This window comes from Paraburkholderia guartelaensis (assembly GCF_004353905.1).
GTDB classification, from domain to species: domain Bacteria; phylum Pseudomonadota; class Gammaproteobacteria; order Burkholderiales; family Burkholderiaceae; genus Paraburkholderia; species Paraburkholderia guartelaensis.
This window is the reverse complement of sequence record NZ_SMOD01000013.1, coordinates 1-17,990: the sequence shown is the minus strand read 5'-3', so window position 1 is coordinate 17,990 and position 17,990 is coordinate 1. Positions and strand designations below refer to the sequence as shown.

The 17,990-nt window shown below is 66.9% G+C and carries 19 protein-coding genes and 1 pseudogene; 3 read left to right on the top strand and 17 right to left on the bottom strand.

Going from position 1 to position 17,990, the window contains the following annotated elements; translation table 11 throughout:
* Window positions 1-141: 141 nt before the first annotated feature.
* From astE to E1N52_RS18195, 12 genes are all read right to left on the bottom strand, one after another.
* The gene (gene astE / locus E1N52_RS18250; RefSeq protein ID WP_133184160.1) at window positions 142-1,194 is read right to left on the bottom strand and encodes a succinylglutamate desuccinylase; all 1,053 of its coding nucleotides are present in this window, start codon (window positions 1,192-1,194) and stop codon (window positions 142-144) included.
* Entirely contained in the window at window positions 1,178-2,518 is a 1,341-nt protein-coding gene (astB, locus tag E1N52_RS18245; RefSeq protein WP_133184159.1) for an N-succinylarginine dihydrolase, read from the bottom strand. Before astB ends, astE begins: the two co-directional genes overlap by 17 nt.
* Before the next feature lie 9 nt (window positions 2,519-2,527).
* A complete protein-coding gene (gene astD / locus E1N52_RS18240; protein ID WP_133184158.1) occupies window positions 2,528-3,991 on the bottom strand; it encodes a succinylglutamate-semialdehyde dehydrogenase in 1,464 nt (487 codons plus the stop codon).
* A gap of 2 nt (window positions 3,992-3,993) precedes the next feature.
* A complete protein-coding gene (gene astA, locus E1N52_RS18235; RefSeq protein WP_133184157.1) occupies window positions 3,994-5,028 on the bottom strand; it encodes an arginine N-succinyltransferase in 1,035 nt (344 codons plus the stop codon).
* Entirely contained in the window at window positions 5,025-6,104 is a 1,080-nt protein-coding gene (gene aruF, locus E1N52_RS18230) for an arginine/ornithine succinyltransferase subunit alpha (protein ID WP_133184156.1), read from the bottom strand. The genes astA and aruF overlap by 4 nt, the downstream gene beginning before the upstream one ends.
* A gap of 42 nt (window positions 6,105-6,146) precedes the next feature.
* Window positions 6,147-7,364 carry an aspartate aminotransferase family protein gene (locus tag E1N52_RS18225; protein WP_133184155.1) on the bottom strand — a complete coding sequence of 406 codons (1,218 nt, stop codon included), beginning with the start codon at window positions 7,362-7,364 and terminating at the stop codon, window positions 6,147-6,149.
* A 230-nt stretch (window positions 7,365-7,594) separates the two neighbouring features.
* The gene (locus E1N52_RS18220; protein ID WP_246089128.1) at window positions 7,595-8,566 is read right to left on the bottom strand and encodes a GlxA family transcriptional regulator; all 972 of its coding nucleotides are present in this window, start codon (window positions 8,564-8,566) and stop codon (window positions 7,595-7,597) included.
* A 163-nt stretch (window positions 8,567-8,729) separates the two neighbouring features.
* Window positions 8,730-9,521 carry an ABC transporter ATP-binding protein gene (locus E1N52_RS18215; protein WP_425468087.1) on the bottom strand — a complete coding sequence of 264 codons (792 nt, stop codon included), beginning with the start codon at window positions 9,519-9,521 and terminating at the stop codon, window positions 8,730-8,732.
* Between the two features lie 20 nt (window positions 9,522-9,541).
* Complete coding sequence (locus E1N52_RS18210; protein ID WP_133184152.1) at window positions 9,542-10,255, bottom strand: ABC transporter permease; 714 nt, start codon at window positions 10,253-10,255, stop codon at window positions 9,542-9,544.
* Window positions 10,256-10,268: 13 nt separating this feature from the next.
* Window positions 10,269-10,958: an ABC transporter permease gene (locus E1N52_RS18205; RefSeq protein WP_133184151.1), complete on the bottom strand. Its 690-nt coding sequence runs from the start codon at window positions 10,956-10,958 to the stop codon at window positions 10,269-10,271.
* A gap of 320 nt (window positions 10,959-11,278) precedes the next feature.
* Window positions 11,279-12,031 (bottom strand): CbtA family protein, encoded by a 753-nt coding sequence (locus E1N52_RS18200; protein ID WP_133184150.1) that lies wholly within the window; start codon window positions 12,029-12,031, stop codon window positions 11,279-11,281.
* Between the two features lie 13 nt (window positions 12,032-12,044).
* Window positions 12,045-12,263 (bottom strand): CbtB domain-containing protein, encoded by a 219-nt coding sequence (locus E1N52_RS18195; protein ID WP_133184149.1) that lies wholly within the window; start codon window positions 12,261-12,263, stop codon window positions 12,045-12,047.
* 229 nt (window positions 12,264-12,492) lie between these two features.
* Here E1N52_RS18195 and E1N52_RS18190 point away from each other — a divergent pair, with 229 nt between their 5' ends.
* The 3 genes from E1N52_RS18190 to E1N52_RS18180 all read left to right on the top strand — a co-directional run bounded on the left by E1N52_RS18190 (window position 12,493) and on the right by E1N52_RS18180 (window position 13,942).
* Window positions 12,493-13,122 (top strand): histidine phosphatase family protein, encoded by a 630-nt coding sequence (locus E1N52_RS18190; RefSeq protein WP_133184148.1) that lies wholly within the window; start codon window positions 12,493-12,495, stop codon window positions 13,120-13,122.
* Between the two features lie 129 nt (window positions 13,123-13,251).
* Window positions 13,252-13,596 (top strand): AbrB/MazE/SpoVT family DNA-binding domain-containing protein, encoded by a 345-nt coding sequence (locus tag E1N52_RS18185; RefSeq protein WP_246089119.1) that lies wholly within the window; start codon window positions 13,252-13,254, stop codon window positions 13,594-13,596.
* 7 nt (window positions 13,597-13,603) lie between these two features.
* Entirely contained in the window at window positions 13,604-13,942 is a 339-nt protein-coding gene (locus E1N52_RS18180; protein WP_133184147.1) for a type II toxin-antitoxin system PemK/MazF family toxin, read from the top strand.
* 24 nt (window positions 13,943-13,966) lie between these two features.
* On the opposite strand, the gene E1N52_RS18175 is transcribed toward E1N52_RS18180, so the two are convergent.
* The 5 genes and pseudogenes from E1N52_RS18175 to E1N52_RS18155 all read right to left on the bottom strand — a co-directional run.
* Window positions 13,967-15,004, bottom strand: a complete 1,038-nt coding sequence (locus E1N52_RS18175; RefSeq protein WP_133184146.1) for a patatin-like phospholipase family protein — start codon at window positions 15,002-15,004, stop codon at window positions 13,967-13,969.
* Between the two features lie 43 nt (window positions 15,005-15,047).
* Entirely contained in the window at window positions 15,048-15,530 is a 483-nt protein-coding gene (locus E1N52_RS18170) for a hypothetical protein (protein WP_246089127.1), read from the bottom strand.
* Window positions 15,531-15,707: 177 nt separating this feature from the next.
* On the bottom strand, window positions 15,708-16,808 hold the full coding sequence (locus tag E1N52_RS18165; protein ID WP_133184144.1) for a lysylphosphatidylglycerol synthase domain-containing protein: 1,101 nt from the start codon (window positions 16,806-16,808) through the stop codon (window positions 15,708-15,710).
* Window positions 16,805-17,704: a hopanoid biosynthesis-associated protein HpnK gene (hpnK, locus tag E1N52_RS18160; RefSeq protein ID WP_133184143.1), complete on the bottom strand. Its 900-nt coding sequence runs from the start codon at window positions 17,702-17,704 to the stop codon at window positions 16,805-16,807. Before hpnK ends, E1N52_RS18165 begins: the two co-directional genes overlap by 4 nt.
* Window positions 17,704-17,990 (bottom strand): annotated as a pseudogene (locus tag E1N52_RS18155) (hopanoid biosynthesis associated radical SAM protein HpnJ); the annotation flags it as partial. The pseudogene E1N52_RS18155 and the gene hpnK, both read right to left, overlap by 1 nt.

The following is a 17,990-nucleotide window of genomic DNA, read 5'->3' as shown; positions in this document are numbered from 1 at the left end:
CGCCGGCGCCCCGCCGCACGGGCCGCAAGCGGCGCATGGCGCACCCGCGCGCAGCCGCGAGCGGGTGCGCTGAGTTCGAACATGCAAGTGGGTGTCGTGGATGCGCAAGCGCGTGACAGCGCGTGCCCTTGCGGCTAGCGCTCAGGCGAGCGCGGCGAGCGTCTCGCGGGTCGTATCGACGACGAGCAGACCCGCGCGCAAGCCCGGCTTCACGCCCGGATTCGGAAACACGATGCGCTCCTCGTCATGCTGCACGATGTAGCGGTAGGCACCGTCTTCCGCCAGCACCTCGCCGCGCGGGAACGGCGTGAAGTTGGGCACGTCGGCGGCCACGTTGAGCTTGAGCGCCGCGCTCTGCTTCGTGATCTGGCCGATCACCGTGAAAATGCGCGGCATCTGCGCGCCTTTCGGCAAGGCCATTTCCCCCGCCACGAGACGGCGCACGGCGGCATCGGCGCCCGCGAAGCGAGCGAGATCGTTCTGGCCGAACGGACGCACCTTGCCGAGTTCGAGCGTGCAGGCAAGCGCCCCGCACGTTTCGGCCGTAAACGACGACAAGGTCGCGCCCTTCTCGGTGTGGATCAGTACGGCCGCGATGCGCGCGTCGGCGAGCCATTCGAGCATCGCGCGCGCGGGCGGCTCGCCCGTATGCGGCAACAGCGCGAACTGCTCGAATGCCGAAGCGCGGATCGCCGTATGCATGTCGAGGTGCCAGCGCGCGAATGGCGCATCGGCAGAACTCGCGGCCTTCGCGAAGAAACGCTGCGCCGCCGTTTCGAGCGCCACGGCGCGCGGCGCCTCGCGGCTCGCCGGCACACGCGCATGGCGGCCGCCGAACAGGCGGTTGAGATCGTCGTCGAGATAACGCTCGCCCGCGCGCATTGCGCCTGCATTGCCGAGCACTGCGAGCACGCGGCAGGCGAGCGGCGCGCCGCCCGCCGCGATGTCGGCCACGAGCTGCGAGAGCAACTCGATCGGCGCCGTCTCGTCGCCGTGCACGCCTGCCGAAAGCAGCACGCTGCGCGTCGTTTCGTCGATGTGTGCCGGTTCCAGCTCCAGCACGCCCTCGTCGAGCCATTGCCAGCGCACGCCGCCCGCGCATTCGCCACGCGCCGCTTCGGGCGTGGCCGGACGTGCGCCCGAAAGCGTGTACGCGAGAAAGTCCGCGAGCGGGGTATCAGCGCTGGAAGTCATAGAGCGATCCGAGGCCGAGAATCTGCGTGAGTTCGTCGAGCGCCGTACGCGACTCGACGAGCAGCGCCGGATCGGTCAGATCCTGCGGCGCGAGCCGGTCGCGATAATGCCGCTCGATCCACCCGTCGAGACGCGTGAAGAGCGCGTCGTTCATCCACACGCCGGGCGCCGTCGCCGCGCGCTCTTCCGCGGTGAGCACCACGCGCAGACGCAGGCAGGCCGGACCGCCGCCGTTCTTCATGCTCTCGCGCAGATCGAACACGAGCACTTCGTCCACGGGCCCGCTGCTCGCAACCAGTTCGTCGAGGTAGATCGCCACGTGCGGATTCTCGCGGCATTCCTGCGGCACGACGAGAATTTGCGTGCCGTCCGCGCGGCTCAGCAACTGGCTGTTGAAGAGATACGACGACACCGCGTCGGCCACGCTCACGCGCGCTTCTGGCACTTCGATCACGTGGAACGGCGCATCGTAGGCCGTGAGCTTCGTGCGCAGTTCGTCATAGACCGCCTTCTGGTCGACGAACGCGCGCTCGTGGCAAAACAGCGTGCTGCGGTTGCCCACGGCGATCACGTCGTTATGGAACACGCCCGCGTCGATCACGTCCGGATTCTGCTGAGCGAACACGGTGCCGGCATCGGTCAGACCGTGGCGCTGCGCGATGGCGCGGCTCGCCTCGAACGTCTGCCGCGCGGGGTAACGTTTGGGCTCCGGTCCACGGCGGTATTCGCTGCGCCCGTACACGAAGAACTCCACGCCGCGCTCGCCGTACTGTGCGCTAAAACGCGTATGGTTGGCCGCGCCTTCGTCGCCGAGCGCGGGCGTGCCGGGCAGCGCCTCGTGCACGACGAAGTGCGACGGGTCCGCGAACACCGTGGAAAGCGTACGGCGCGTGGCCTCGTGCTCGATCGCGCGATGCAGCTTGCTGCACAGGTTCGCGGGCGTGAAATGCACGCGCCGGTTGGGCGTATCGGCCGAAGGGCTCACCGTGGCCGCATTCGCGGTCCACATGGCCGACGCGGAACTTGCCGCCGCGAGCAGTTCTGGGGCGTCTTTCGCAGCGCGCGCAATCGCTTCGGCATCCTTACCGCCAAAGCCCAGTTCGCGCAGCAGCCGCATGGACGGCCGCTCCTGCGGCGGCAGCACGCCTTGCGCGAAGCCGAGGTCGGCGAGCCGCTTCATCTTGCGCAAGCCCTGCTGCGCCGCGGCGCGCGGGTTCGCGACGGACTTCTCGTTGCTCTGCGAGGCGACGTTGCCGAACGACAGCCCGGCGTAGTTGTGCGTGGGGCCGACGAGTCCGTCGAAGTTGGCTTCAAGGGTTTGCATCGTCGTTCCTTAGAAGTGAAGACCCGGAGATACGCTCGCGGGCATCTGCAGTTGCGCGCTTTCTACCGAGGCCATCGGGTAGGCGCAGTAGTCGGCGGCGTAGTACGCGCTCGGCCGGTGGTTGCCCGAGCGGCCCGCACCGCCGAACGGCGCGCCGCTCGACGCACCGTTGGTCGGCCGGTTCCAGTTCACCACGCCCGCGCGAATTTCGCGCGTGAAACGCTGCCACAGCGCTTCGTCGTCGGCGAGCAGACCCGCCGAGAGGCCGTACGCCGTATTGTTGGCCTGCGCGATGGCGTCGTCGAAACCCGCGTAGCGGATGATCTGCGCGAGCGGCCCGAAGTGCTCCTCGTCGGGCAGATCGGCCACGCCTGTCACGTCGAGAATCGCCGGCGTCACGAAGCCGAGCGCCGGGTCGCGCTGCGTCATCGGCAGCAAGGCGCGTGCGCCGCGCTCGAGCAACTGTGCCTGCGCACTCATCAGCTTGCCCGCCGCGCGCGCCGAAATCACGGCGCCCATGAAGGGCTGCGGATCGGCGTCGTACTCGCCTACCGTAATGCGCGAACTCACTTCGACGAAGCGCGCAAGGAAGCGCTCGCCGAATGCGTCGGCAGGCACGAGAATGCGGCGCGCGCACGTGCAGCGCTGCCCTGCCGAAAGAAACGCCGACTGGATCGTGTGATGCACGGCGGCGTCGATATCGTCGACCGGCGCGACGACGAGCGGATTGTTGCCGCCCATTTCCAGTGCGAGCACGATCTCGGGCCGTCCGCCGAACTGGCGATGCAGTAGCGTGCCTGTATCAGAGCTGCCCGTGAAGAAGAGCCCGTCGATCTGTTTGTGATTCGCAAGCGCAATGCCTGTGTCGCGCTCGCCCTGCACGAGGTTGAGCACGCCTGCGGGCAGGCCGGCTTCGCGCCAGAGTTCGACCGTGACGCGCGCCACTTCCGGAGCGAGTTCCGAAGGCTTGAACACCACGGCATTGCCCGCGATCAGCGCCGGCACGATATGGCCGTTGGGCAGATGGCCCGGGAAGTTGTACGGACCGAACACGGCGACGACGCCATGCGGGCGATGGCGCAGCACCGCCACGCCGTCGGCCATCGCCGCGCGTTTCTCGCCGGTGCGCTCGCCATAAGCGGTGATCGAAATCGCGACCTTCGCGGCCATCGACGCCGCTTCGGTGCGCGCTTCCCAGAGCGGTTTGCCGGTCTCGCGGCCGATGGCCTGGGCAAGCGTTTCCTTCTTTTCGGTGACGAGCGCGGCGAAGCGCTTCACGATCTCGCAGCGCGCTTCGAGCGGCGTTTGCGCCCACGCGGCGAATGCGCGGCGCGCGGCGTTCACGGCGCGATCGACATCGTCGGCGCTCGCGGCATTGCCGCTCCACACGGCCTCGCCCGTGCCGGGGTTGCGCGAAGCGAACGCGGGGCCCGAGGCCGCGCACCATTGCCCATCGATGTAAAGCTCGTTCATGTTCATCCCTGTTTTTGCTTCGCTGCGGGGCCGAGCACGCGCACCGTATCGCCCGCCGCGACGTTCAGCGCCGCCGCTTCCTTCGCGCTCAGCGTGAATACGCCGTCGTGCACGACGCCCGGCGCGAAACCCACGCGAAAATCGCCAAGCGACGTATTGGATACGAGTGAGCGCACACCCTCTTCGGCACGCGCCTCACCGATCTCGACCGGCACGACCACGCTGTCACGCACCGTACGCAGGTCGCCGATATGGCATTCGAGCACCGGGCCCGCATCGAAGATATCGACGTGATTCTCGTAACGCAGCCCCTCGGCTTCGAGCATGCGGCGCGCGGGTATCGTGTCGGCATGCGTGAGGCCCACGCATGCCTGCGCTTCCTCGGGCAGCAGCTCGACGTACACCGGGTAACGCGGCATCAGCTCTGCGAGGAACGACTTGCGTCCGTGCGAGCTCAGGTAGTCGGCAGCGTTGAAATCGATTTGATAGAAGTGCGAACCGACTGCGCGCCAGAACGGCGACGTGCCTTCCGCGTCGAAATGGCCGCGCAACTCCGCGCATAGGCGCTCGGGAAAGCGCTCGCGAAACTGTGCGATGAACATGAAGCGCGAACGCGACAGCAGGCTGCCCACCCCGCCGGTGCGATAGCGCGGCGAAAGAAAGAGCGAGCACACTTCGGCATAGCCCGTGAGATCGTGCGAGATATTGAGCGCGCGCATGCGCGTCCAGATGCCGAGCTCCTGACTTGCGTGCACCACCGTGCTCACGCGGTAGTTGTAGAACGGCTGCTCCAGTCCCACAGCCGTTTCGATACCGCAAACGCCGGCCACGTCACCCGTGGCCGTGTCTTCCATCACGAAGAAGTAGCCGGCTTCGCGCGGCGCGGCTTCGCCTGCGAGCGTGCGCCGCGCGCGCTCGATGCGCGCCTTGAGCGCCTCGCGGTCGGGCTTGAAGGTGGTGAGGCCGGGGCCCGTTTCCTGGGCGAGCGCGACGAGCGCGTCCACGTCGCCCGTTTGCACGACGCGTACCACGATCATTGTGCGTCTCCCATATAAGCATCCTCTGTTTGCGGGGTGGCGCGATAGAGCGGCGCACAACGCACCGGCTCGCCGTCCTGCACGCCGAGCGCGGCGCGTGCGCTCGCATCGAGCGGCGCGATGATGCCCGCGCCCTTCTCGCTTTCGGGCAGCGTCGCGAGCACGCAGCGGAACTCGCCCGCGCGCTGGCTCGCAACGAGATACGCCGCGCCTTCCATGTTCGTTGCGCCCGCGACTTCACGCACCGTGCGCGTCTCGTTGCCGGCGACCGAGGCCGTGCGGTCCACCTGCGCGGTCAGCACCGGGCCCGCGTCGAAAATATCGACGTAACGATCCGGCTCGAAGCCTTCTTCCAGATGGATCTCGTAAGCGAGCAAGGCGCTCGGATCGGGCTCGCCGAGCACGCGCTGCGCCGGTTCCGGCAGCAGCGGCACATAAAGCGGATAAGCCGGCATGACCTCCGCGATGAAGGTGCGGCTGCGTCCGCCCGAGGCGAGTTCGATGTCCTTGAAATCGCGCCCGAAGAACTTGCGCCCCACGGCTTCCCAGAAGGGCGAGGCACCCGTCTCGTCGGTCACGCCGAGCAGCAGCGAGAACACTTCGGGCGTGAAGCGCCGGCGGTTCATCGCGACGTACATCATGCGCGCGCGCGACATGAGATGTGCAGCGGCGTCGCCACGCAAAGTTGGCTCGATGTAGAAGCCCGCGAGTCGGCTCTTGCCCGTGAGTTCGTGCGACATCGTGAGCGCGTGAATCTTGCGATTGACGTGCAACTCGCGCGACGCATGAATGAGCGCGTCGTTGCGAAACGCGTAGAACGGCTCGGCGTAGCCGGCCGCCGCCACGATGCTCGAAGTGCCGACGAGCCGCCCCGTGGCGGAATCTTCGAGCACGAACAGATAGAACTCCTCACCGGGGAAGTCCACGTCCGCGCGAAACGAATCTTCAGAAAGCGCGATGCGCGCTTCCAGCGCCGCGCGGTCGTGCGGCAGCGAGTGGAGCACCGGCTGCGCGGTGCGCGCCATGTGGGCGATCGCGTCGAGATCGGAAAGCCTGGCGGGGCGAACGAATAGCATCGTCGATCCTGTGTGTGCGCTGGGTTGCGGCTGGGTTGCGACTTAGCGTGCGCCGATTACATCTGCGCAGGCCTGCTCGAAGCGCGCAAAGCCTTCGTTGAGATCCGCTTCGGGGATGATGAGCGAAGGCGCGAAGCGCAGCACATCCGGCCCGGCAATCAGCATCATCACGCCGCGATTCGCGGCCGCCGCGTTGAAGTCCTTGGCGCGGCCCGCAAAGCGTGCATTCAGTTCGGCGCCGATCAGAAGCCCCTTGCCGCGCACTTCCTTGAACATGTCGAAACGCTCGTTGAGCTTCGCGAGCTTGTCGCGAATCGCTTCGCCGCGCGCACGCACGCCCGCCAGCACCGCCGGATCGCTCACCAGCTCGACCACCTTGCCCGCAAGCGCGGCGCCCAGCGGATTGCCGCCATAGGTCGTGCCGTGCACGCCCACCTTGAAGTGCGCGGCGATGGCCTCGGTCGTGAGCATCGCGCCGATCGGGAAGCCGTTGCCGAGCGCCTTGGCGGTCGTGAGGATGTCGGGCGTGATGCCCGTATCTTCGTACGCGTAGAAGTGGCCCGTGCGACCCACGCCCGTTTGCACTTCGTCGAAAATCAGCAGCGCGCCGTGCGCATCGCACGCTTCGCGCAGCGCGTGCAGGAACGCGGGATCGGCGGGAATCACGCCGCCCTCGCCCTGCACCGGCTCGACGATCACGGCGCAGGTCTGCGCGCCGATGGCGCGCTTCGCCGCCTCGATGTCGTTGTATGGCAGATGCGTGATGCCGCCCGGCACGGGTCCGAAGCCTTCCGAGTACTTGGGCTGGCCGCCCACGCTCACGGTGAAGAACGTGCGGCCGTGGAACGACTGTGTGAACGAGACGATCTCGAACTTGTCGGCGCCGTGTCGATCGAACGCGACGCGGCGCGCGAGCTTGAGCGCCGCCTCGTTGGCCTCCGCGCCCGAGTTGGCGAAGAACGCGCGGTCGGCGAACGTCAGCGCTTCGAGCTGGCGCGCGAGGCGCAGCACCGGCTCGTTGGTGTAGCCGTTGCCGATGTGCCAGAGCTTGCTGCCCTGCTCCTGCAGCACGCGCAGCAGCTCCGGATGCGCGTGGCCGAGCGAGGTCACCGCGATGCCGCAGGCGAAGTCGATGTAATCGCGGCCTTCGGTGTCCCACACGCGCGAGCCGACACCGCGATCCGGCACGAACGGCGCGGGCGAGAAACACGGCACCATCACTTCGTCGAAGGTCTTGCGGCTCACAGTCTGGTCGTTCATGGTGATTCCTCTTTTACTCAGTGCGTGTCGAATTCGGGGTCGGTGTGCGTTGGGGCCGTGCCCTTTCGCTCAGGTGGCTTTGCATGGGACGGGACTAAGCGCTCGAGCGCCAAGTCCCGTCGACACTTGTGCAGTGTAGGCAAGCTCGCGGCAAACGTCTTGCGCAGGCGCGACGCGTTTTTTCGTACGGAACCTGCAAGGTCCCGGCGTGTACTGCGCCGCGGCTACGCTCACTGAACTTCCGGCGGCTCCACGAGCGCGCCCGCGCGCGGCTCGGCAGTAGCCCCGCCGTGCTGGCGCTCGATCCAGTTGCGGCGATCCTCGCGCGGCGTCACGCCGAAGCGCTCGCGATACGCATTCGAAAAATGCGCGGCCGACGAAAAACCGCACGCGAGGCTGATCTGCACCACCGACTTGCTGGTGCGCTGCAACTGCGAGCGCGCCTTGGCAAGGCGCAGGCCCAGGTAATACTTCGACGGCATTGCGCCGAGGTACTGGCGAAAGAGCCGCTCGAGCTGCCGCCGCGATACGCCCACGAGATTCGCGATCTCGTCGGTCGTGAGCGGGTCCTCGATATTCGCCTCCATCAGCTTGAGCGCGTCGTTCAGGCGCGGGTGCCGCTCACCGGGCGCGGTCACGAACGGAATGCGCTGGCGCTCGTCGCCGCTGCGCAGTGTGCTTGCGCCCAGCGCGTCGGCGATGCGCTCGGCGAGTTCCGGGCCGTGGTCGCGGCCGATCATCGCAAGCATGAAGTCGAGCGTGGCCTGACCGCCCGAGCAGGTCGCGCGGTCACGGTCGATTTCGTAGATGTGCTGCGTGACGATGGTGCGCTCGAACTGCTCGGCGAACTGCTGGAAGGTTTCCCAGTTCGCGGCCACGCGGTAGCCCTGCAACTGCCCCGCCATCGCGAGCCACCAGATGCCATGGTGAATGCCCGTGACGAGCGGCGTGCGCTGCCCTACGCGCGCGAGGCTCGCGAGAAAGAGGCGGTAGTCGGCGAACTGCTGGTAGCGCTCGGTGACGACGATGAGCCAGTCAGCTGCAACGGCGTCGCCGAATGCGCAGTCGGCGGGCCATTGCGCACCGCCCGCGAGCGGCACGGGGCGGCCGTTCCACGAGCACATCTGCCAGCGGTACAGCGCGCGGCCGTCGATCTCGTTGGCGAGATTGAGCGCGTCGACGATGGGGCCAACGCCCGACATCGAAACGGGCGGCAGCGCGACGATCGCCACCTGGGTCGTGCGGCCGGCGCGCGCGAGCGGCGCCTGGCCGCCTGGCGCGGCGGCCGGAACGGAAGCAGAAGGGGGAACGGCTTGACGAACCATCGAAGGCAATAAAACGAAAGCGCGATTCGAACCGCGCCGCTTACTTGAGACTGCCCGAGAGGAACTGGCGCAGACGATCGCTCTTCGGCGCACCGAGCACATCGGCGGGCGCGCCCTCTTCCTCCGTGCGCCCCTGGTGCAGGAACATCACATGATTCGAGACGTTGCGCGCGAAGCCCATTTCGTGGGTGACGACGATCATCGTGCGGCCTTCTTCGGCAAGCTTTTGCATCACCTTGAGCACTTCGCCCACGAGTTCGGGGTCGAGCGCCGAAGTCGGCTCGTCGAACAACATCACATCGGGATGCATGGCGAGCGCACGCGCAATCGCCACGCGCTGCTGCTGGCCACCCGAAAGATGCGAAGGATATTGCTTCTCCACGCGAGGTGCCAGGCCCACTTTCTCCAGATACTGCCGCGCGCGCTCCTCGGCTTCCTTGCGCGGCACGCCCAGCACGTGGATAGGCGCTTCCATCACGTTCTCGAGCACGTTCATGTGCGACCAGAGATTGAAGTGCTGGAACACCATCGCGAGCTTCGTGCGGATGCGCTGCAATTGCTTGTGATCGGCCACGTCGAGGTCGCCGTTGCGGCCCGCCTTCGTGCGCACGGCCTCGCCGTCCACGACGATCTCGCCCGCGTTCGGCTTCTCGAGGAAATTGATGCAGCGCAGGAACGTGCTCTTGCCCGAGCCGCTCGCGCCGATGATGCTGATCACGTCGCCCTTCTTCGCGTCGAGCGAGACGCCCTTGAGCACCTCGTTGTCGCCGTAGCGCTTGTGGATGTCGCGCGCGACGAGCTTGCTATCTGAGGATTGCGTCTGAGCCAAGATGGTCTCCAGTTTCCGGTGAATCAGCGGGTGCGCACGGCGAGATGGCCGAGCCAGCGTTTTTCGGCGCGGCGGAACGCGGCCACCAGCACGAACGATACCGCACAGTAGATCAGCGCCGCGAGGCCGAACGACTCGAACGAGCGGTAGGTGGCCGAGTTGGCGTCGCGTGCGACCTTGAGGATGTCGGGCACTGTCGCGGTGAAGGCCACCGTGGTCGCGTGCAGCATCAGGATCACTTCGTTACTGTACAGCGGCAGTGCGCGGCGCAGCGCCGAAGGCAGGATCACGCGCCAGTACATCGTGAACGGGCTCATGCCGTAGGCACGCGCCGCTTCCACTTCGCCGTGGGTGGTCGCGCGAATCGCGCCCGCGAAAATCTCCGTCGTGTACGCACAGGTGTTGAGCGCGAACGCGAGCACCGCGCAGTTCAGGCCGCTGCGAAAGAACGCGTCGAGCAGCGGTTCCGAACGGATGAACGCGAGACTGTACACGCCCGTGTAGATGAGCAGCAACTGCACGTAGAGCGGCGTGCCGCGAAACACGTAGGTGTAGAAGCGCACCGGCAGCGAGACCCAGCGGCGGCTCGAGACGCGCGCCACGGCGAGCGGCACCGCGCACACGAAGCCGAAGGCGACGGAGATCACGAGCAGCCACAGCGTCATCGCGAGACCCGAGACATGCTCGCCGTCCCAGTAGAGGAACGCGCGCCCGAATTGCTGAATGATTTCGTTCATGACGGCCTTTTCCTCAGAGTTGCGCGTGACGCACGCCCACCGAATAGCGGCGTTCGAGCCACACGAGCGCGAAGTTCGAGAGCGTGGTGATCGCGAGATAGATGAGCGCCGCGATCACGAGGAAGAAGAACAGGTTGAAGGTGCTGCGGCCCGCGTCCTGGGCTGCCTTCACGACATCGGCGAGACCGATGATCGAGACGAGCGCCGTCGCCTTGACGAGCACCTGCCAGTTGTTGCCGATGCCGGGCAGCGCGAAACGCATCATCTGCGGAAAGAGGATGCGGGCGAACACGCGCGCGCCGCTCATGCCGTAGGCGTGGCCCGCTTCGAGCTGGCCGCGCGGCACCGCGAGAAACGCGCCGCGGAAGGTTTCGGTGAAGTACGCGCCGTAAATGAAGCCGAGCGTGACGACGCCGGCGACGAACGGATCGATATCGATCTGCGCCATGCCGAGCGCGTCGGTGGCCTCGTTCACGCCGATCTGGATGCTGTAGAAGAGCAGCAGCATCAGCACGAGGTCGGGCACCGAGCGGATCAGCGTCGTGTAGGCGGTCGCCACGGCCGCGAGCGGCCGGTTGAACGAGAGCTTGGCCGCCGCGCCCGCGAGACCGAGCAGTACGGCCACGGCGAGCGAGAGGAGCGAAAGTTCGATGGTCTGGATCGTGCCGGCGAGCAGCACCGGGCCAAAGCCGTAAAGGATCACGCGCGTCTCCGGAACAAAGTTGTTTTGTCGTTTCGGGCGGCCTCGCGCGGCACGTGGGCGCCGCTGAAACCGATGAACTGGCGCGGATCGTCTCAGTGCAAAATGGATTGCTCAAACTAGCGCGGCGCGGATATTGCAGTGCAGCATTGCGGTGCGGCGCATGGACGCGTGCGAATCAGGCCCACGCAGCCGCGGGCGCGATGCTTTTGAAAGGCGAAAAAAAATGCCCCGGCACGCGAGGCGCGCGGGGCATTTACGCAAGTTTGGGGTCGCTTTTTCGATAGGCGCGCGGCGTGCGCGCCGGCGACCCCAGCGGGGGCTTAAGCGGCGCGCGTTTGCGTGCCGCGTGCGCTGCCCGCACGGGCGTTCGCGCCGAGCAGCTTTTCGGCGAGCGCGCCGAACAGCAGGCCGATCGTGGTCCAGAGGATGAGCTGCATGCCGATCGACACCGTGCGGAACTTCCACAGCAGCACGGCCGGGAAGGCAGCGGGCACCTCGTTGATCGTCGGCAGCGCGAGCTGAACCGCGCCGATCACGACGACGAACAGCACGAGCGCCACGATCGACGCGTTCCAGACGCCAAGACGCGGCACGAACGCGGCGCGCACCTTGAGCGAGAACACCGACACGGCGATCGAGATCGCGATCATCAGGAAGAAGAGTCCGGTTCGATAGCCGATCGTCTCCGGGTCGCCGACCGAGGGCGGATTCGCCGGATATTTGATGTTCGGCACCATGTAGATCGCGACGAATGCGGCGAGCGCGAGCCAGACCGAGAGCGCGCGCGGCGAAAGACGCCCCACGCGGCCATTGGCATACGCGAAGACGAGCGCAAAGAGGCCGCCGATCGACGCGCCATAGACCATCACGCCCGTAAAGAGACCAATGCTCGCCTGGGTCTTGCGGCTCACGATTTCGGGATCGGGTGCCTCACCCTTTGCGGCGTCGAGCTTTTCCTCGAAGGAAATCGCCTGATCGACCTGGGGCTCGCCCGCGATCTTCGCGAAGCCGAACGTGAGGAGTCCCGCGGCGATGCCTGCGAGCATGCCGCGTACCAGCAACTTGCCAACCATATTCAGCTCCCGGTCAGTGGCAGGGGAAGCCGAGCAGATGGCGGCCGTCGTGAACGAATTCGTGGACGTACATGCCCGGAACGATCGAGGTTGCGCCTTCCTCGGCGCCCACGAAGTACAGGGCCAGCAGCAGCATCAGGCCGCCGAAAATCGCCCAGGGCAGGATCTCCCGCAACGGAATCGGCGCCGGCGCGGCCGGAGCGTGCTGCAAGGGGAAAGTGGTTTCGGACATGCTGACTTCTCCTGGGGTTACGCGCCCCGCTAGTCGTTGAAAGAGTGGTTCACGACGCACAGGTCTGACTTCCGTTGCTTCGATGTTTTCGACGGCAACCAGTTACAGTGGCGCGACCGCGCCGGACTTGCACCGGCTTCCGCGTGTCGTGGAGCCTGTATTCTACGCGCTGCCGCGGCCGGCCGCGGCCCGGATGTCAGCCAAAGAGTAGTGACGAGAAAGGAAACACATGTCGACGACAGTCTGGCTGGTGTGCCATGCGGCGAATGCCGCGTTGCGCTCGGGCACATTCCCGCAAGTGCCTGAAGTGCCTGTACCGGGCGATGACGCCGAAGAAGCGCTCGACGCGCGCGCACTCGAGGCGCTTGCCGCATGGCGCGAGCGCTGGCACGCGCGGCTGGCCGGCGGTCATCGTCATGGCGAGGCGCCGCGCGCACTCACGAGTCCCGCGTCGATCGCCCGCGCGAGCGCACGCGCTGCAGGCTTCGCGGGGGCGACAACGGGTGACGCGCTCGCGGAAACCGCCTTCGGCGCGTGGCAAGGCCGGCGCCTGACGGATCTCGCGCGTGAAGCGCCCGAAGCCCTTGCGGCCTGGACGCGCGATCCGGGCTTCAGGCCCCCAGGCGGCGGCGAATCGTTCGACGATGTCCGCGCGCGCGTCGGCGGCTGGCTCGATACGGTGCCCGAAGCGGGCCACAACCTGATCGCCTTCACGCACGCGAGCGTGATTCGGGCGGCGATCCTTCACGCGCTGGGCGCGCCGTCATCGAGCTTTCGCTCGATCGAAATCGCACCGCTTTCCGTGACGGCGCTACGCCGCTCGCAGCACGGCTGGGTGTGGGTCGCGGCGATGGACTGAGGACGGGGACGGCATTCCTTGATCTGCGTACATGCGCCGCGAAACTACGCGTATCAACGCGTTGACACATACATATTCGAAGCCTAGCATCGGGACTGTATCAACCACGTAGATACACCGCGATCAGGTATGGACATCAAGCTCAATACGTTATTGGCCAGACGGCTAATTCAGTACGAGGACGAAATGGCGATACAAACCCTGAAGCGTTGGGGAAACAGCCTTGCGGTGCGCATTCCGGCCAGCCTTGCCAGCAAGTTGTCGCTGACGGAGGGGCAGGAAGTTGAGGTGGAAGTCGAAGATGGGTCGCTCACGGTTCGCCCGCATACGGCGATCCGGCGCTTCTCGCGTGAGCGCTATTTGCAGCAATTGCGCGAGAGGAAGCTCGAGCCACACCCGCTCATCGACTTCGGCCAGCCGCAAGGGACCGAAATCGGCGGACCCGATGACCCCACGCGTTTCGACCCATGGTAAGGAACGCATGAAGAACGGAACACCAGACGCAGGCGACATCCTCTGGCTCAACGTCGGGCCGGGCGCGGGCAGCGAACAGGACGGCTATCGCCCTGCCCTCGTCCTCACCGACGCCGAGTTCAACGAACTCACGGGCCGCTTCGTCGGGCTGCCCATCAGCAGCACCATTCACGGGTGGGAGTCGGAAATCCCGATCAGCGGCCTTGCCAGGCCCTGCGTCGCGATGGCCGACCAGATCACCACGCTTTCGCTAGCAGGCAGAGTCTGGCGGCACAAAGGCGAAACGGCGACAGCCGAGGAACTCGAGGCGGCGAAATTCGCCGTCGCCGGCATTCTGGAGCTGTAGCTAGAAGCGCGTATTAGAACCGCCCTAGTCCAGCCCCAGCTGCGCCTTGATGGCCGGCATCATGTACTGCACTGCCGCGCGCCCTTCCTCGATGGCGGGCGCGGCGCGATGAAAGTCGAAGATTCCCATGCCGCCCAGGCGCGGCTGGATCAGCACGTCGGCGGGCTCGCCTGCAAGGCGGCTGCGCGTAATGCGCACCTGCATGATGTCGATGCTCTGGGCCACCGAGCTCAACACGGAAGGCACGCGCGTGCTGGGCGGCGGCGCGACGCGCACGTCCGGGCCGCCCGCCGCGCCGGGGCCGGCAGGCTGCAGCCAGCGCGGGAAGCGCTTGCCGTTGCGGCGCAGGAGCGGTTCAGGCGCCGCCTCGCTGGTTTCGGCGCCATTGGCGCCACCGCTGGCCGCCACGGCAGCCGATGCCGCCGTTGCCGCGTCGCTCGCCTCCACGGGTAGTTCGCGCGGCATCGTGTCGATCGCGCCACCCAGGTCGCGGCCGTTGAGAATGTCGTGATTGAGGTCGATGGCGATCACGGTGTCGGCGCGCATCGCACGCGCGGCGGACACCGGCACCGGGTTGCTCAGCCCGCCATCGACGAGCCACACGCCGTCATGCCAGATTGGCGTGAAGATGCCGGGAATCGCGATCGAAGCGCGCACGGCGTCCACCACGCCGCCTTCGCGCAGCCAGACTTCGCGCCCCGTGTCGAGTTCGGTGGCGACCGCCGTGAACGGCAGCCTCAGGTCATCGATCGAGCGGCCGTTGAACTGGTGGGCAAAAAGTTCGATCACCTTGCGCCCGCCGAGCAGCCCGCCCGAAAAACGCAAGTCGAGCAGGCGCACCACGGTCTGCCAGGTCAGCTTGCCGACCCAGTCCTCGAGCCAGTCGAGATCGCCGTTCGCGTACACGGCGCCGACCAGCGCGCCAATCGACGTGCCGCACACCACGTCGGGCTTGATGCCCGCTTCCTCGAGCGCACGAATCGCCCCGATATGCGCCCAGCCGCGCGCAGCGCCGCCGCCGAGCACGAGTCCCACACGCTTGGGCCGTCGCCGGTTCATCATGCGCGCCTCCTTGCGTGGCCCCGGGTCAACTGGGTCAACCGAATCAGCGACCGCGGATCACGTCCGAGCGCGAGGTCGTCGTGACCCGCCCGTCCGGTCCGAAATGCACATTGAAATACGCTTCGGGCGTCACGCCCCCTTCCAGCCACTTCCAGCTCCACACCGTCTCCTTCTTCAAGCGGTAGCCGGCCACTTGCCCAGGTTTACCGAGCAATCGCCGGACCTCGTCCTCACTCATGCCCGCGCGGATCTTCGCGAAGTTTTCCGCAGTAAGCGCCTGAGTAATGGCGACGAGCCGCCCGTTCGGACCGATGTCGACCATCCAGGTCTTGAGGCCCTGCGGGCCGCGCGGATATTCGAGGCGGCGCGAGCCGTCGTCGAACACGCGCTCGGTCTCGGGCTTGCCCATTTGCTCGCGCACCTGCTCGAGCGTGGAAACGCCGGGCGTGAGGCCCTTGAGCAGCAGCGCGTCGGGCTTCACGGAATCGAAGAACGCCTTGAATCCCTGCCGGATGGTGTCGAGCATGGCATCGAACTGGCGATCGTCGCAGCCGGAAAGCGTGAACGCCGCCGTGGCGGCGCACGCGAGCGCGAGCGAACGCGTGAGTGAAAACACGGGCTTCATGTCCTTGCTAACGCATCAACATGGGCTTGCGTCGACGCGCGACGAACCGGCGCGCATCGACATGTCCACAATGTACCGTCAATGGACCTGATCGTGCTGAGAGTCCCGCTTCGAGGTGGGCGCGCGTGCGGACACGCTCGCCGCGGCGGGCAGCGCGTCTCCAGACTGCGCGGCGGGTTGCAGAGCGGCCTGCGCGCCATGGCGCAATGTGCGCCGCGTGCGAACGATTTCCGCGGCCTGCCACGAGAGCAGCGCGAGCACGCCGAACACCACTTCGCGCATGCGCTTGACGAGCGCGAGCGAGAACGCCACGTCCTGGCTCACGCCGAAGAGTTGCGCGAGCAGCACCACAGCGACTTCCTGGACGCCGAGACCGGCGGGCACCATGAAGGCGGCATGGCGCACGGCCTGGGTGATGGCCTCGATGGCGAGCGCGTCGCCGACCGTCACCGGATGGCCGAGCAGCGAGAGCGCCCACCACGTCTCGAACGCGCCGAGCATGTAGCCGCCGAGCTGCCAGAAGAAAGCGCGAAACATGAGGCCCGTGCGCGACATCAGCGCGTCCAGATCGGCATCGAGCTGCTTGCCGTCGATGCCGAGCATGAGCGGATTGTCGGCGCCGAGCAGCTTCGCGGCCCAGCGTTCGATCGCATGGAAAACGCCGCCGCGACGCACCAGAAACACGGCGAGCATCGGCAGCGGCGCCGAAAGCACGAGCGCCAGTGAGATCGTGACGATGGTGCGCAGCGAACCGCCGTCGCCGGTCGCCGCAACGATCAGCACGACGCCGAGCGCCGAGAACGCGTATTGCACGGCGATCGTCACGAACACCTCGACGATCACCGAAGCCGTGACCTGGCTCGCATTGCGCACCTTCCAGCGCGCGAGACGAATACCGACGAGTTCGCCGCCCACACCGACCACGGGCAGCAGCCGGTTCACGGCCTCGCGCACGGTCGCGGTCCACAAAAGGAAGCTGAGCGATGCGCGCTTGTCGAGCAGGAGGCGCCACGCTTGGGCGTCGAGAAGGAGCGGCAGCGCGTGGAACGGCACGAGCCAGAGCAGCATCGGGCCTGCCGTGCCAATGACGCGCAGCACGTCGTGCGCGCCGTTATGGACGACGAGACCGATCAGGATGGCGATCCCGACCGGCAAGCCCAGCCATTGCAGCCACTTCATGACACCTGCACCTCGGGGCCGCGCGACCCAGCGGGATCGGAGCCCGAAGCCGCGCCGAAGAACACGTCGGTGAAGCCGCCCCGGCGCACGCCCGCTTGCGCGAGCGCTGCAGCCACGCGAGGCGAGATCAACGCGCCGAATTCGTCGGCATGGCGATACGTCTGCATCGACGGCGTGATGGGCCCTTCGTGCGCATCATCGGCAAGCGCCGGGTGGCAGTAGATCTCGCCCACGCCCTGGGCGGGCAGATGCGCGAGCGCGTCGAGCACGGCGGCCTCGTCCATTGCGCCCGTCTTCGCGATGCCGACCACGTAGTCGTTGTGCGCGACGCCCGCGCGCGCGAGCCGCGCGCGCACGAGCGCGAGCCAAGGCTTGAGCGCGAACGGCGCGCCTGCTTCGAGCGGCAGACGCATCGCGCGCAAACCATAGTCGCGGCCGATCTCGAGGATCAGCGCGAGCACCGTGGGATGCAGATGAAAATGCTTATGCGTGTTCACGTGATCGAGCGTGAGCCCGGTCGCCGCGAACGCTTCGAACTGCGCGCGGATTTCCTTCGCGAGCTGCCTGCGCACGTGCGGCAGGAAGAAGAAACGCACGCCGTCGCGGACCATGTTGTCGCCGAAACGCCCTTGCGCGTCGACGAGCGCGGGAATCTGCGCGCGCGGCAGCATGGCCGCGCCGTCCGCCAGCACCAGATGCAGCCCGACGCGCAAACCCGGCGTGCGGCGCGCCCGCGCCACGGCGTCTGCCGCGGCGGGCGCGGCGACCATCAGGCTCGCGCAGTCGAGCACGCCCTCGCGATGCGCGCGCTCTACCGCCGCATTGACCCGCTCGTGCAGGCCAAAGTCGTCGGCGGTGAAGATGAGCGCGCGCGCATCGTGAGACGAGCGGTCCATCATGCCTCGTGTGCGCGCAGGAAGCGGAAGAACTCCACGCCTTCGCGCAGACGCCGCTTCATCATGTCCCAGCTCGTGAGCATCTCGCGCACGATCTCCCAGATCTTCGACGGCCGGAAATAGAACTGGCGATAGAACTGCTCCAGGTGGTGATAGATCTCGTCACGCGACAGATGCGCATAACCGATCGCCGCGAGCTGCACGCCTTCCTTGCTCACCAGGTTGATGGTCTTGTTCTCTTCCATCCAGCCGTTTTCCACGGCCTGCTTGTACAGCGTCGTGCCCG

What these genes read in the sequence shown, in the direction of transcription:
- astD (WP_133184158.1), bottom strand. Translation starts at nt 3,991, where the DNA reads ATGAACGAGCTTTACATCGATGGGCAATGGTGCGCGGCCTCGGGCCCC.
- E1N52_RS18195 (WP_133184149.1), bottom strand. Translation starts at nt 12,263, where the DNA reads ATGTCCGAAACCACTTTCCCCTTGCAGCACGCTCCGGCCGCGCCGGCG.
- E1N52_RS18175 (WP_133184146.1), bottom strand. Translation starts at nt 15,004, where the DNA reads ATGATGAACCGGCGACGGCCCAAGCGTGTGGGACTCGTGCTCGGCGGC.
- E1N52_RS18220 (WP_246089128.1), bottom strand. Translation starts at nt 8,566, where the DNA reads ATGTCGGGCGTTGGCCCCATCGTCGACGCGCTCAATCTCGCCAACGAG.
- E1N52_RS18200 (WP_133184150.1), bottom strand. Translation starts at nt 12,031, where the DNA reads ATGGTTGGCAAGTTGCTGGTACGCGGCATGCTCGCAGGCATCGCCGCG.
- astE (WP_133184160.1), bottom strand. Translation starts at nt 1,194, where the DNA reads ATGACTTCCAGCGCTGATACCCCGCTCGCGGACTTTCTCGCGTACACG.
- aruF (WP_133184156.1), bottom strand. Translation starts at nt 6,104, where the DNA reads ATGCTATTCGTTCGCCCCGCCAGGCTTTCCGATCTCGACGCGATCGCC.
- E1N52_RS18180 (WP_133184147.1), top strand. Translation starts at nt 13,604, where the DNA reads ATGAAGAACGGAACACCAGACGCAGGCGACATCCTCTGGCTCAACGTC.
- hpnK (WP_133184143.1), bottom strand. Translation starts at nt 17,704, where the DNA reads ATGGACCGCTCGTCTCACGATGCGCGCGCGCTCATCTTCACCGCCGAC.
- astA (WP_133184157.1), bottom strand. Translation starts at nt 5,028, where the DNA reads ATGATCGTGGTACGCGTCGTGCAAACGGGCGACGTGGACGCGCTCGTC.
- E1N52_RS18190 (WP_133184148.1), top strand. Translation starts at nt 12,493, where the DNA reads ATGTCGACGACAGTCTGGCTGGTGTGCCATGCGGCGAATGCCGCGTTG.
- astB (WP_133184159.1), bottom strand. Translation starts at nt 2,518, where the DNA reads ATGCAAACCCTTGAAGCCAACTTCGACGGACTCGTCGGCCCCACGCAC.
- E1N52_RS18185 (WP_246089119.1), top strand. Translation starts at nt 13,252, where the DNA reads ATGGACATCAAGCTCAATACGTTATTGGCCAGACGGCTAATTCAGTAC.
- E1N52_RS18170 (WP_246089127.1), bottom strand. Translation starts at nt 15,530, where the DNA reads ATGCTCGACACCATCCGGCAGGGATTCAAGGCGTTCTTCGATTCCGTG.
- E1N52_RS18165 (WP_133184144.1), bottom strand. Translation starts at nt 16,808, where the DNA reads ATGAAGTGGCTGCAATGGCTGGGCTTGCCGGTCGGGATCGCCATCCTG.
- E1N52_RS18210 (WP_133184152.1), bottom strand. Translation starts at nt 10,255, where the DNA reads ATGAACGAAATCATTCAGCAATTCGGGCGCGCGTTCCTCTACTGGGAC.
- E1N52_RS18225 (WP_133184155.1), bottom strand. Translation starts at nt 7,364, where the DNA reads ATGAACGACCAGACTGTGAGCCGCAAGACCTTCGACGAAGTGATGGTG.